Source organism: Ectobacillus sp. OTK, from assembly GCF_059698935.1.
Window position 1 is genome coordinate 355,769 of the sequence record NZ_AP048547.1, and the last position, 13,352, is coordinate 369,120.

The window sequence follows — 13,352 nt, forward strand, 5'->3', positions numbered from 1 at the left end:
CACATAAAATATAAAGTTTGTCAATATGTGAAGGAATATTTTATTATAAATGGGGTTCTTACGCATGCCTATCAAGCTAATTTCCATATATATCCCCTATGTGATTAAAATAGGCTATCCTTTTAGTAGAGTAATTGATAAGGATGGCGTTTTTATGAATACTTTATTGTACGAACAACTGCAACTCTTTGTACAGGAATTACATAGTCATTTATCCCCTAAAATCCTTCACAGACTCGCAAAAGAGGTAGGATTTGTCCGCAGGACAAGTAAGTACAGTGGACAAAACCTTGTGTCACTGTGTCTGGCTCAGTCAAGAAATCGCATCTTCCTCCCTCAATCAATTATGCAGCAAGCAACAGAGGTACTTATCAGTCCACAGGGACTGAATGAACGATTTAACCTCGCTGCTGTCCAACTATTGCACGATATTCTCACTGAATTGCTTCAAAAGAAGATTGCGAAACAACCTGCTATTTCTGGTGCTCATACGGAACATTTTCGTCGCATTCGTGTACTCGATTCGACCGTATTTCAATTACCTGATATATTCGCAGATAAGTATGCAGGTGCTGGTGGAAGTGCTCATAAAGCTGGCGTGAAAATTCAGTTTGAATGTGACTTATTGAGCGGAGATGTACTTCATCTTCATGTAGGAGAAGGGAAAGAAAATGACCAGGTATATGGTTCGCATTGTATAGATTCTCTGGAAAAAGATGATGTCCGCATTGGAGACCTTGGCTACTTTTAGGTTCGAAATTGCACAATTAAGAATGGAAATGATCTCTGTTGAACCAACAGAGATCATTTGTTCCAAGCATTTGAAGTGATGCTTTTATATTCGAACAACACGAATGTTTTTGAATCAGAAAGCCTGAGCTTTAGCTGTACACAATTTCGTGCTGTTCGCGTTTTTCATACAGCTCCCAGTATTTCTCTGCAATTAGCTCAGGCGCAAAGTGAGTGCCAGGAGCCACGATACCGCCAATAGTAACCGTACCAACAAAAACGCCTTGAGGCTTTAGTTCTTCAGCCAGAGTAAAGGCTAGGTTGCGCAGCGCTGCTTTGCCTATGGACAAAGCAGCGTAGTCTGCCATAGGATACAGCGCAAACGTGCCACCTGTGAAGAAGATTGTTCCTGCTTTTTGTTCTACTTGATCGGGAATAACTTGTAATGCACAATGCAATGCACCGGCTACGTCCACCTGATAATGGGATACAAGGGATTCTGCCGTAAGGGAAGTTGGTTTTCCGCCTTTCAGAACAGCAGCGTTGTACACCAGCACATCCGTTGTACCGTAGTTTTTCTTGATTTGGTCAAAAGCTTCTGTTAGCGATGCCGGACTTGCCGCATCCGCTGCTACGGCGTAAGTTTCGATTCCTTCCGAGCTCAACTCCTTCACATATTGATCCAGTGCATCCTGGTTACGGGAAACCAAGACGACACGGAAATTATTGCCGCCAAATTTTTTTGCAACATGATTTCCGACACCAGGACCTGCTCCAACAACAACGATAAGTTTTTTACTCATTTTTCATCCTCCTACAAATTTAAATTCAAAAGTTAAAAGATAGCTACTTTTTTTCAATATACCCATAGCTACAATCGGTCCAAGAGTTGCACCCATAAATGGAATAAACGAGAACAATGAAATCGCAGAACCCTTTGCAGTTCCTCCTAATTTGCAGAAACCGGGTTTTTTATTTTAGTAATATTTTGTTAAACCTCAATTAATTATGACCAACTATTGGGTGTGGTACATACGGCTCTTCTAAGAACGCAATTTCTTCAGGCGTTAAATTAATCGATAGAGCGCCTACTGCATCTTCTAGATGTGATATTTTCGTAGCACCGATAATCGGAGCTGTTACTGGTTCTTTCTGAAGAAGCCAAGAAAGTGCGATATGAGTGCGAGGAACACCACGTTTTTCTGCGAGTGATGCAACCCCCTCAACAACTAACCGATCTGCATCAGCAGTTGCATCGTATTTAGATTTTTGAATTTGGTCCGTTTCGGAACGATGCGTTGTTTCCGACCAATCACGTGTTAATCTCCCCGATGCGAGCGGACTATACGGAGTTACCCCAATTCCTTCCTCCTTACAAAGTGGCAGCATCTCCCTTTCCTCTTCACGGTATATGAGGTTTAAATGATTCTGCATTGAGACAAATCTTGTCCACCCATGTTTCTCTGCTACATGTAATGCCTTTTGGAACTGCCATGCGTACATGGCAGAAGCACCAATGTATCTTGCCTTCCCAGCCTTCACCACATCATGTAATGCTTCCATCGTTTCTTCAATAGGGGTATTGTAATCCCAGCGGTGGATGATATAAAGGTCTACATAATCCGTTCCGAGTCTCTTAAGGCTCTTATCAATTTCACTCATGATTACCTTTCGGGAAAGCCCCGCACCATTTGGACCTTCATGCATGCGATTATAAACCTTCGTTGCTAGTACAATTTCGTCACGATTGGCATAATCTTTTAAAGCTCGTCCTAGAATTTCTTCACTTTTTCCGAGCGAATATACATTCGCTGTATCAAAAAAATTAATACCTAATTCCAGAGCCTTTTTTATGATTGGACGAGAGCTTTCCTCATTAAGTACCCATGGGTGAACCCAACTCTTAGCATCACCGAATCCCATGCATCCAAGACAAAGCCTAGATACATCCAAACCAGTATTTCCTAGTTTTGTATATTTCATGTTACTACCCCTTCTTTCTAAAAGATTATATGTTGTTCCTAAAAAAGCCCAAGCAAGATTCCTCTAAAAAAAGGAACTTTTCTTAAACGATGCTATTCAGCCTTTTTCTGTATCCTTCTTGAAACAAAGACTAGTTTTTTAAATATCAAATTTAACGTTACCGAGCCATTTTACAAATTCGGGATCTCTATGTGAAAAGAACACGCTCTCTTTCGTATCTAACGTAGCAATCGTCTCCATATCTTCTTGGTTTAATTGAAAGTCGAAGATATTGAAGTTTTCAATGATTCTTTCTTTATGAACAGACTTAGGAATCACGACCACTTCTCTTTGAGTCAACCAACGTAAAATCACCTGGGCAACGGATTTATTATACTTTTTGGCTATTGTTACTAATACTTCATTTTGGAACATGTTATTTCTTCCTTCAGCAAAAGGCCCCCAGGATTCTATCTGAACATTATTTTCCTGCATAAATTTTGCACTTTCGATTTGCTGGCAGAAAGGATGTGTTTCGACCTGGTTTACTGCAGGAACTACTTCATTATGAGTAATCAAATCTACCAGACGGTCCGGATAGAAGTTACTAACTCCAATTGCCCTGATCTTTCCTTCACGATACAATTCCTCCATCGCACGCCAAGAACCATATACATCGCCCAAAGGCTGATGAATTAAATACAAATCTAAATAATCTACCTGTAAACGTTCCAGTGATTTTGCGAATGCTTTCTTTGCACGCTCATAACCAGCATCCTGAATCCAGAGTTTTGTCGTAATAAATATTTCTTCTCTTGGAACACCACTCCGTTTGATAGCTCTGCCGACCGCTTTTTCATTCATATAAGCCGCTGCTGTATCAATCAAGCGATAACCCGCCATAAGGGCATCATAAACGGCCTGTTCACATTCATTTGCATCTTCAATCTGATAAACACCAAAGCCGAGTATAGGCATCTCAACACCATTGTTCAAAATTACTTTTTGCATATGAAATCCTCCCATGTTTTAAATATTAAGTGTCAATTTATGCATTTTTATCACATTACATCCTCTATTGTTGGGATTCACTTTTGTATTTAAGTCCCAAAAGGGACTTTGAGTCAGCTCCTTATTAAGGTTACGCCATTGTGGAGTTATGTCCACAGTGGTAGCAGCGTTTCTCCACGGTCCTAGACAGACCGTTTCTGTTCGACGAGCCCTCTCTGCACTCTTTGCACATGGGCCATTCTTTCTATTCCCACCTTTTTTCTTATGTGATTTCCCATCACTTCGTCGCAATACTTTTTTCGGACGTACGAGTAAGGCCAGATGAGATGGCCGCAATAAGCACAGCAATTGTGACTGAGGCAGCCCCAATCCAAATAATCGCTAGCATCGATGAGCTCCCCGCGACAATCCCCCCGATACCAGCACCCGCGGCAATGCCAATCTGGACAAAAGAACTGTTTAGACTAGCCATAATACCGGACGCTTCCGGAGCAAGAGAGACAACGTTATAGTTCTGTACCGATCCGAACGACCATGCAGCAATCATCCAGATTATGAGCAATGTGATAGAAACCATTACCGATCCAGAGATGATGGACAGCAGTATGAGGGCGAGAACTTGGAAGACATTGCTGCCGAAAAGCGTACGAGTGGTACCGATTCGATCAGCCAGGAAACCACCAAGCTTGGAGCCGATCAAGCTCGCGATACCTAACCCAAAGAGAACAACGCTTATTTCCCGATCACCCATCTTCATGACGGAGGACAAGAATGGGGTCATAAACGTATTGACCACCGAATAGCTGATAAATACGAATAGAGTCATACCAAGGGCCATTAAGATGTTTGGTTTCTTCAACAAGGCTAACTGCTTGCCCAGAGGGACTGGCGCATCGCCTTCTGTGACCGGAATTGTCCGTGCAACGGAGAAGATTGCCAGCAGGCATATGAGTCCGATGCCCCAGAAGATAGTTTTCCAATCGTATGCTGTGGCCACCACACGACCAATTGGGACACCGATGACAAGGGCGGCACTGAAACCTGTTGCAATGGTGGCAACCGCTCCTGCCTGACGTCCGGGCGGTGCTAGTTTTGGCGCGATGGTAATGGCAGTGATGACAAAAACGCCCGTTCCTATAGCGAGTACAATGCGAGATGCCATTAGAAAAATAAAACCAGAAAGGGTAACTGTCATAACGCTGCCGAGCACAAGTATAGAGAGAGCAAGCATTAATAACTTACGTCGATCCATTTTGGCCAGCGCCATCATGACAATTGGAGGTCCAAATGCGTAAGCAATGGCGAAAACAGTGACCAATTGTCCTGCCGCTGATACCGATATATTAGCAGAGGCAGCGACTTTATCTAGAATCCCTGCAATGACGAATTCTGATGTGCCAACTATAAAGCTAATGAATGCTAACATGTAAATTTTCCAGGTATTTTTCATGGTATTTTATTTACTCCTCCTTGTTTTTAATTCATATTGATGTTTTAAGCCACATCTGTGTATAATTATAAACAGAAACAGAATGTTAACAATCACTAAATCACCACGATTTGTGTATTAGTGCACAGATTGATTGGAATTGTGTATTTATTTTTAAGAAGGATGGGGGACTCTTACAATGTCTACGGTTGATAGAAGAATACTCAGATCTCAAGAAGCAATAAAAAAAGCTTTTATTGAACTGATGTCTGAAAAAAATTTTGATCACATTACGATACAGGATATTGCTGACAGGGCCAATGTGAATCGAAGAACCATCTATCTTCATTATTTGGATAAGTATGATCTACTGGATAAGCTTATTGAAGAACACATTAACGAAATGCGGGAGATATGCGAATCAACATCTGAAATGGATGTTTTAAATGGAAGTCCGGGCTGGTTCGAATACTTTGAACGTCATTATTCATTCTTTTCGGCGATGTTAGCCAGTAAAGGAGCCCCTTTCTTCCGTAGCCGGTTCCTTGAGTTTGTCATCGAAGATATCAAGAATGGATGGAATATAACAGAAGGAAAAAATCGCGGTTTAAGCGCAGATGTTATTCTTCAATTTTTTGGAGCGGCTTACGTAGGGGCAGTGGAATGGTGGTTCAAGAATGAAATGCCTTATCCACCTCATGTTATGGAAGAACAAATGTTGATACTGCTAGATTCCATGGAAAAACTACCTCAATTTAGTGAAGAAGAAATGGGATAAAAATAATTACACAATTTAATCGATTTGTGCACTAATACACGAATCGTGAGAAATTGGTGATTGAAAGCGATTTCCTTATGTTTATAATGATAGACAGATGCCCAATAACGAATAAAAATCAATAAAGGTGATACAGGATTGTTACTGGTCATGCAGGCAAAACCTAAATCGCTAAAATCGTGGACTTTTTATGTCTTATGGTGGACTTTTTATGTCTTACTGTGGACTTCTTATGTCTTCAATTTTAGTGGTTTAGGTTTTTCTTTTTTAAAAAATGGAGGTGGATGACAGTGAGCTATGAAAACTAGGAGTGACTTTTTACGTTTTCAATTCTAATGTTTAGGTTTTTCTTTTTAAAAATGGGGGTGTATGGTAATGAGTTATGAAAAACTAGGAAAAGAAATAGTAGGGTTAGTCGGTGGAGAACAAAACATAGCTAGTGTTGTGCATTGTGCGACTCGTTTGCGTTTTAAATTAAAAAATCCTAACAAAGCTAATAAGCAAGCCCTTCAAAACTTAGATGGAATTATCAGCGTTGTAGAGAGAGGTGGACAATTTCAGGTTGTGGTCGGAAGCCATGTGTCGGAGGTTTATAAAGTAATTACAAAGATTGCGAATGTGGGTAATGAAACAAAATCCAAAGACGAACCAAAAGGAAGTATTGGGGCACAAATTTTTGAAGTTATTTCAGGGGGTTTTTCTCCATTGCTCGGAGCCTTTGCTGGTTCAGGTATGCTTAAAGTGTTATTAGCTATTTTAACAATGACTGGGGTATTATCAGCAGAAAGTGGAACTTACTTTATTTTATCCGCAGCTGCAAACGCTGTCTTTTACTTCCTGCCAATTTTTCTAGGTATTACAATTGCTACAAAACTTGGAGCAAATCCTTACGTGGGCGGAGCCATTGGAGCTGCATTACTAGAGCCGAATTTTACAAGCTTGTTAAAGAATACGGGTGATGTCTCTGATTTTCTTGGTATTCCGGTTGTTTTGATGAATTACTCTTCTTCCGTGTTCCCTGCTTTTATCGCAATCGGAGCCTATGTTGTTTTGGACAGATTTCTTAAGAAAATTATTCATAAAGATATACAAATGTTTTTGGTTCCAATGTTGTCATTAATCATCATCGTACCATTAACTGTAATTGCTTTAGGTCCTTTCGGTGTATATCTGAGTAATGGTATTGGGCAGGGAATCAGCTTTTTATCTACCAAAAGTGGAATCTTAACAGGTGCTGTAATGGGCGGCGCTTGGCCTTTCATCGTCTTAACTGGTCTTCATTGGGGATTTACACCGATTGTTGTAGCAAACTTAGCTAATGGTGGAGATCCATTGCTAGCAATGGCTGCTGCCGCTATATTTGCACAAGTGGGACTGGCATTGGGTGTTTTCTTAAAAACTACGGACAAAACCATAAAATCATTTGCTGGATCTACGTTATTGCCCGGAGCATTATCTGGTGTAACAGAACCAATTCTGTATGGGTTAATTCTACGTAACAAGCGCACTATTCCTTATATTGTAATAGCTGGAGCTGTTGGAGGAGCGATTAGTGGTTCCGTTGGAGCAAAAGCAATGTCAATTGCGTTTCCATCTTTCTTAAGTATTCCAGCCTACTCACCATTGGTACCATACACCATTGCTATGCTGATTTCTTTTGCTGCTACAACAATTTTAACTTTAATTTTTGGATATGAAGATAAAAAGAAAAGAGAAGTTGCAGAAAACAAGGTAGAAGCAGGACAGCCAATTGCAAAACAAGAAGCAATTGTCAGCCCGTTAACAGGGGTAGTTAAGCCATTAGCAGAAGTGGATGATCAAGTGTTTTCATCAGGAGCTATGGGAAAAGGAATCGCAATCGAGCCAACTGTTGGTAAAGCTGTCTCTCCTGTTAATGGTATTGTTACAACAATTTTTCCGACAGGGCATGCAATTGGTATCACGTCAGACCAAGGTGCAGAAATATTAATCCATATCGGAATCAATACTGTCCAATTAGAAGGAAAATACTATTCATCGGTCGTTAAACAGGGAGATCGGGTGAACCAAGGTGACTTATTAGTTAACTTTGATATTGAAAAAATAAAAGAAGCTGGGTATCCAATTACTACCCCAATTATTATTACAAATACAAATCATTATGTAGATGTTATTGAAACCAATAAAGAAACTATTCAGGCAAACGAAGGTTTACTGACAGTAGTCATTTAATCATCTTCTTTTAGAAATACGGGGAGAGACTTGATTACTCTTCCTCATATAAATTGTTTTAACTATTGTAAATAGATAGTAATGGAGGAGGATTTACATTATGAATTATGAAAACAAAAAATTTCCAGAAGGCTTCTTATGGGGCGGAGCTACCGCAGCAAATCAATTAGAAGGCGGTTTTCATGAAGGGAATAAAGGATTAAATATTGCAGATGTTCTACCGGGTGGAAAAGAACGACTCAAGTTATTACAGTCACCAGGCTTCGATTTTGAAATTGATACAGAAAAATATAGTTATCCGAACCATGAGGCGATCGACTTCTATCATCGCTACAAAGAAGATATCGCGTTATTTGCGGAAATGGGATTCAAAGTATACCGTATGTCCATCGCTTGGACAAGGATTTTTCCTAATGGAGATGAGCTGGAACCAAATGAAGCAGGTTTAGCTTTTTATGACCGTGTGTTTGATGAATTGCATAAGTATGGTATTGAACCAGTTGTCACGATGTCCCACTATGAAATGCCGGTAAATCTTGTGAAAGAATATGGCGGCTGGAGAAGTCGAGAAGTTGTTACGTTCTTTGAAAGATATACAAAAGTAATTTTAAACCGTTACAAAAACAAGGTAAAGTATTGGCTGACATTCAACGAAATCAATTCTGGTCTTGAACTGCCAATTCTGGGTCTTGGTTTTGCGATTCAAAGGGAGGAGGACAAATACCAGCCAACCTTTCAGGCGTTCCATCATCAATTTGTTGCAAGCAGTTTAGCGGTAAAGGCTTGCCATGAAATCATTCCTGATGCAAAAATAGGGTGTATGATTATATATGCACCTATATATTCTTATGATAGTAACCCTGAAAATGTAATGTATGCTCTACAAAAATCGCGCTTCCTTAATAATTTCTGTGGTGATGTTCAGGTAAGAGGAGAATACCCTGCTTTCATCAAGCGTTACTTTAAAGAACATAACATTAATCTTGAAATGCAACCTGGTGATTTAGAGCTTCTGAGAACTTATCCAGTTGATTTTATTAGCTTTAGTTATTATATGTCACTTACAGAAAGGAAAGAAAAGGAAGATTCTGACATTGGAGAAGGGAATATTTTAGGAGGAATGAAAAATCCATTCCTAAAAGCGAGTGAGTGGGGATGGGAAATAGACCCTATCGGATTAAGAGTTTCCTTGAACGAATTATATGACAGATATCGTAAACCACTTTTTATTGTTGAGAACGGTTTAGGAGCCAAAGACAAAGTAGAGGAAGATGGCTCAATTCACGATGATTATCGAATTGAGTACCTCCGCACCCATATCGAACAAATGGCGGAAGCAATTGAAGATGGCGTTGAACTGATGGGGTATACTCCTTGGGGCTGTATTGATTTGGTCAGTGCTTCAACAGGAGAAATGTCCAAACGTTATGGTCTCATTTATGTCGATAAACACGATGATGGTAGCGGGACATTAGAACGAAAAAAGAAAAAGTCCTTCTTCTGGTATAAAGATGTAATAGCAACAAATGGGAAAAAATTATAACAAGCAAAATTTAATCTTTACATCTTTATTAACCTTATTACCCTTGTTTTATAACGACTAATCTGAAAAACTCCCTTTCTTACTTCTAGAAGGGAGTTTTTAGTCTGTGGGGGATTGTGAAGCATTGTACTTAAAGTAATGGGTGCTATTGTTGAAGATCAAGGATAGAAAACGATCAAACTTTTTGATAAAACCGAAACTTAAATATGCTAGAGAGGAATCCATTTTGATCAAGCTTTTTTTAAAATGGATTCTTCTTATTTGCCATAAAATATAAGTTTGTGAGGTATTTTTGATCAAACTTTACTTCAAAGCAACGATAAAAGCTTTCTTAAGCCTTCTGCAGAAATATCCGTCGGTATAATTCGGGTTCCAGAAAGAAACAAAAGATAGATTGTGTTTTATTATAAATAAAGGGAAATGAGTATTTTTAAAAGTTTCTTTGCACTAAAAAAGTTGCTAAATATAAGCAACTTTTTTATCTATTTGTTTCTATTATTTTTACTATTGACGAATATCAATCCACCAACGATCTTCCGCATTCATGTCTTCATTGTCACCAAACCCACTGTAATGGAAAGCATCAAGGAAGATTGAATCCAGTTTATCCTCATCTACAAAATAACCTAAGTTAATCTTCAGTGTTTGTCCTGGCGGAATACTGCCAATATTGTAAAAGCTTTTTCCGTTTCCATGCGGTTCTAGATAATCAACTTCTGTCGTCATAATACTTTCTTCCGCAATTCCATCTTCTCTAGCATAGTTCCATGCATTATTTTCAGATTTAAGCACTTGTAAGGACGGATGCATGTAGATTTCTTCAGTTGCTTGTTTACCATTATTTTTCAATGTTGTTGTCAGGTAGACAAATTTAGGATTAACTAATTGAGACTCTACTAATTTGTCAATTGAATCTTTACCATTTCCCAGTTTATATGCATCCCGTCTGTACGGTATCAACTTCTTCGTCTGATCTAAAGCCTGATTCTCGCTTAGTTTCACTAGTCCAACTTCATTAAAGTTCTCTTGTTTAAAATCTATGATTGAATCAAAGACTTCAACTTTTTCTATAACATATTCAAGTTTGCTGCCACCTATTATGGTTACTGGAACCGTTTGACCTACGCTAAATAGTTGTTTGCTGTCTTTTTTCAAAGGAATGACGCTTGATTCCGTTGATTCATTCGCTTTGCTTAAAAGGGTTTCATCATAATCCATTGTAAATGATGCATTTTCCTCTGATGTTGGTTCAAGTGAAATGTTCTCTATGACTTTCATCATTTGTTCTTCACTTATATCGGCTCCAATATAACTTTCTAACATAATCCCCTCTTCCTCGAATAAGAGAAAGACCTGTCTGTTAAACATTAAATTATCGTTGCCAGCATCTTTATTGACAATTACTGCTTTTCTGCCATTGATTTCTTTTTCTTCGAAGCTGTTTGAGTACAGAGTTGAAAAATCTGAATTTTCCTCCAATTTCCAGAGAATGAATGAAAACCCACCCTCTGCGTAGTTATCTTTAAAAGAATATTTCATTGCAGTGTCGTCAATTGCTTCCATATTTTCTGGTAAATAGTCGACTTTCAACTTATACCAATTGTCAATCTTTTTGGGGTTCTTATTTGTCACTGAAACATTTACTTCATAATTTTGTTTTTGGACAATCATATCATATACTTTTACTGCTCCAAAAGCAGTTGTCGGCATGCCAATCAATAAGCAGGCAGCTGCAATTAAAATACGATTCCTTTTACGCTTGGCCTGTGGTTGTTCACCTTTCATCTTGATTTCCTCCATAAACAATTTCTTTTTGTACGTATATGTATCTGAAAATGTATGTTGTTCATCAAGTTTATCAAAATCGTCTAAAGCGATTTTTTCAGCTAAGTCATCCATTTTTTTTGAGTTCTTTGAATTCTTCATTTTCTCTACCTCCTATCATATTAAGTACTCGTTTTCGAGCTCGTTCAAACTGTTTGCGGACATTGACTTCAGTAATCCCCATTAGCTCTGAAATTTCCTGATAATTCAATTCATAGAAGATTTTGTACTTAAAAACATGTTTGTAAGATTCATTTAACGTTGTTAGCAACGTATCAATTTGAGCTTCAGACATTAAACGTTGTTCCCAATCTTCAATATTTTCATCTGCTACATCTGTCGCCTCTCTTTGATATTCTTCTAAGAATATTCCATGTCGTTTATTTTTCCGGTAGCTGTCAATCGCTTTGTTTTTCGCAATTCTCAAAATGTAGCGTTTAAGCTCTTCGGTGTTCAAGCTGCGGATTTTCCCTAGATGCTGGTAAAGAGTAATAAACGTCTCTTGGACTGCATCTTCGGCTTGCTGAATATTATTCAAAATAGAATAGGCTACATAATAAATTTTTTGTTCATACAGCTCATATAACTCTTCCATCTTTTCATAATCCTTGTTTGTATCTTTCATGTAACTCCTCCTCGCACTCTATATAACGAACGGGTGCAAACTTTTGTGACAATTTATAAAAAAAGCAGCAACTCCAAATGGCTTTTTTGGGAGCTAGCTTTGTCTAGTTTCTTGTTGTATTAATTGTAATCGCAAAAGAAAAAGGTGTTTATAAAGGATGTCCTATTGAATATTCAAATACATCAAAAGATCTCCAGAATAGAGTCATTTATCAACATGTTTTGCAAATGTTGAAAGATGAGTACCTATTGCTGAAGAAAATGACATTACTCGACCAACTCTTTACCAGATAAAAAAGAAGTTGAATCGTCTTAGGACTCAACTTTTTTTCAGGACAATTTATTACTTTAAAACAGTGCAGTTTATCTTCCGAAGTGACACTTATAAGGTTGACGAGCATAAGCCACAAAAGATTGAAAAAAGCAGTATTTCTGCGATAGAAATAAACCTCTCTAAGTTGGAGGGGGATATAATTTATTCTGAATCAATGCTTAAAGATATAGTTATAAAAGGTACTGAAGAGAAATATTGGCTTTTCAGTCGAAAATACAATTAACTGTAATGAAACAAAACATACATTTTGCTTCCGACTTAGCGTAAGAAAATCAGGGTTTTAGCTAAAATGTATTACTGGCTAATATCTGTGTTTTAAGACAAATAAGAACACCCCTCTGGGCCGTTGAAAACAGAGGGGGGCGCAAAAAAACAAGAAGGAGAAATGAACAAACTTGCAAGTCAGGGAGTCCTTGTCCATTTCCCTGTCATTATATCTCTGCCATGAATAAAATATGTCCAAAAAATATGCGGGATTTTATGCAAAAAGTAAGGAGACTTGTCAAAGGATGGGGAGTCCCAAACCCGCGCTGCTAGGGCATTGCATAAAATCCTGCATATTTGCTACTGTCCTAGAATGAGAGAAACCCAGTGTTGGTGCGGATGCCCTGGGTATGGCACTGCCGGTAATGATATGTTATGTAAACTTCACATGAATACCATATTCATCCAAAAAGGAACGACAAATCGCTTCTTCTGAATGGTACAATGAAGAAGAGGAGATGGGTTAATATGGTTTTTTTAAAGGGAAAAGGGTATAAACAATGAAAGAATTATGGGAAATTTTATCCAGCCTTTTATTTGTGTTTGGGATTCTTGTCGGAGTGTTTTTTTCATTTTTGATTTTAGTTGGACTCCTTTTTCGTTTTTTTAGTTAAGTATTAAAGATATGAACCCTTTCTCGGAA

The 13,352-nt window shown here is 38.4% G+C and carries 10 protein-coding genes; 4 read left to right on the forward strand and 6 right to left on the reverse strand.

Features of this window, described 5'->3' with window-relative positions; translation table 11 throughout:
- Positions 1–154 precede the first annotated feature (154 nt).
- Positions 155–751, forward strand: coding sequence for an IS4 family transposase (locus tag AC6HZ4_RS01850; RefSeq protein ID WP_497493336.1), 597 nt, complete (start codon positions 155–157; stop codon positions 749–751).
- Between the two features lie 130 nt (positions 752–881).
- On the opposite strand, the gene AC6HZ4_RS01855 is transcribed toward AC6HZ4_RS01850, so the two are convergent.
- The 4 genes from AC6HZ4_RS01855 to AC6HZ4_RS01870 all read right to left on the reverse strand — a co-directional run bounded on the left by AC6HZ4_RS01855 (position 882) and on the right by AC6HZ4_RS01870 (position 5,152).
- Positions 882–1,532: an SDR family NAD(P)-dependent oxidoreductase gene (locus AC6HZ4_RS01855; RefSeq protein ID WP_497493337.1), complete on the reverse strand. Its 651-nt coding sequence runs from the start codon at positions 1,530–1,532 to the stop codon at positions 882–884.
- 199 nt (positions 1,533–1,731) lie between these two features.
- Positions 1,732–2,712, reverse strand: coding sequence for an aldo/keto reductase (locus AC6HZ4_RS01860; protein ID WP_497493338.1), 981 nt, complete (start codon positions 2,710–2,712; stop codon positions 1,732–1,734).
- 138 nt (positions 2,713–2,850) lie between these two features.
- A complete protein-coding gene (locus AC6HZ4_RS01865; protein WP_497493339.1) occupies positions 2,851–3,702 on the reverse strand; it encodes an aldo/keto reductase in 852 nt (283 codons plus the stop codon).
- A gap of 277 nt (positions 3,703–3,979) precedes the next feature.
- Entirely contained in the window at positions 3,980–5,152 is a 1,173-nt protein-coding gene (locus AC6HZ4_RS01870; RefSeq protein ID WP_497493341.1) for an MFS transporter, read from the reverse strand.
- A gap of 178 nt (positions 5,153–5,330) precedes the next feature.
- On the opposite strand from AC6HZ4_RS01870, the gene AC6HZ4_RS01875 reads away from it, so the two are divergent.
- The 3 genes from AC6HZ4_RS01875 to AC6HZ4_RS01885 all read left to right on the forward strand — a co-directional run bounded on the left by AC6HZ4_RS01875 (position 5,331) and on the right by AC6HZ4_RS01885 (position 9,663).
- Positions 5,331–5,909 carry a TetR/AcrR family transcriptional regulator gene (locus AC6HZ4_RS01875; RefSeq protein ID WP_497493342.1) on the forward strand — a complete coding sequence of 193 codons (579 nt, stop codon included), beginning with the start codon at positions 5,331–5,333 and terminating at the stop codon, positions 5,907–5,909.
- A gap of 375 nt (positions 5,910–6,284) precedes the next feature.
- A complete protein-coding gene (locus tag AC6HZ4_RS01880; RefSeq protein WP_497493343.1) occupies positions 6,285–8,120 on the forward strand; it encodes a beta-glucoside-specific PTS transporter subunit IIABC in 1,836 nt (611 codons plus the stop codon).
- Positions 8,121–8,220: 100 nt separating this feature from the next.
- Positions 8,221–9,663 (forward strand): glycoside hydrolase family 1 protein, encoded by a 1,443-nt coding sequence (locus AC6HZ4_RS01885; protein ID WP_497493344.1) that lies wholly within the window; start codon positions 8,221–8,223, stop codon positions 9,661–9,663.
- A gap of 504 nt (positions 9,664–10,167) precedes the next feature.
- Here the strand turns inward: AC6HZ4_RS01885 and AC6HZ4_RS01890 are convergent.
- Positions 10,168–11,589 carry an anti-sigma factor gene (locus AC6HZ4_RS01890; RefSeq protein WP_497493345.1) on the reverse strand — a complete coding sequence of 474 codons (1,422 nt, stop codon included), beginning with the start codon at positions 11,587–11,589 and terminating at the stop codon, positions 10,168–10,170.
- Positions 11,555–12,112 (reverse strand): RNA polymerase sigma factor, encoded by a 558-nt coding sequence (locus AC6HZ4_RS01895; RefSeq protein ID WP_497493346.1) that lies wholly within the window; start codon positions 12,110–12,112, stop codon positions 11,555–11,557. The genes AC6HZ4_RS01890 and AC6HZ4_RS01895 overlap by 35 nt, the downstream gene beginning before the upstream one ends.
- Positions 12,113–13,352 lie beyond the last annotated feature (1,240 nt).

Excerpts from the sequence above, each read along its gene's own strand:
- AC6HZ4_RS01855 (WP_497493337.1), bottom strand. The coding sequence starts at position 1,532 with ATGAGTAAAAAACTTATCGTTGTTGTTGGAGCAGGTCCTGGTGTCGGA.
- AC6HZ4_RS01890 (WP_497493345.1), bottom strand. The coding sequence starts at position 11,589 with ATGAAGAATTCAAAGAACTCAAAAAAAATGGATGACTTAGCTGAAAAA.
- AC6HZ4_RS01850 (WP_497493336.1), top strand. The coding sequence starts at position 155 with ATGAATACTTTATTGTACGAACAACTGCAACTCTTTGTACAGGAATTA.
- AC6HZ4_RS01870 (WP_497493341.1), bottom strand. The coding sequence starts at position 5,152 with ATGAAAAATACCTGGAAAATTTACATGTTAGCATTCATTAGCTTTATA.
- AC6HZ4_RS01875 (WP_497493342.1), top strand. The coding sequence starts at position 5,331 with ATGTCTACGGTTGATAGAAGAATACTCAGATCTCAAGAAGCAATAAAA.
- AC6HZ4_RS01860 (WP_497493338.1), bottom strand. The coding sequence starts at position 2,712 with ATGAAATATACAAAACTAGGAAATACTGGTTTGGATGTATCTAGGCTT.
- AC6HZ4_RS01865 (WP_497493339.1), bottom strand. The coding sequence starts at position 3,702 with ATGCAAAAAGTAATTTTGAACAATGGTGTTGAGATGCCTATACTCGGC.
- AC6HZ4_RS01895 (WP_497493346.1), bottom strand. The coding sequence starts at position 12,112 with ATGAAAGATACAAACAAGGATTATGAAAAGATGGAAGAGTTATATGAG.
- AC6HZ4_RS01880 (WP_497493343.1), top strand. The coding sequence starts at position 6,285 with ATGAGTTATGAAAAACTAGGAAAAGAAATAGTAGGGTTAGTCGGTGGA.
- AC6HZ4_RS01885 (WP_497493344.1), top strand. The coding sequence starts at position 8,221 with ATGAATTATGAAAACAAAAAATTTCCAGAAGGCTTCTTATGGGGCGGA.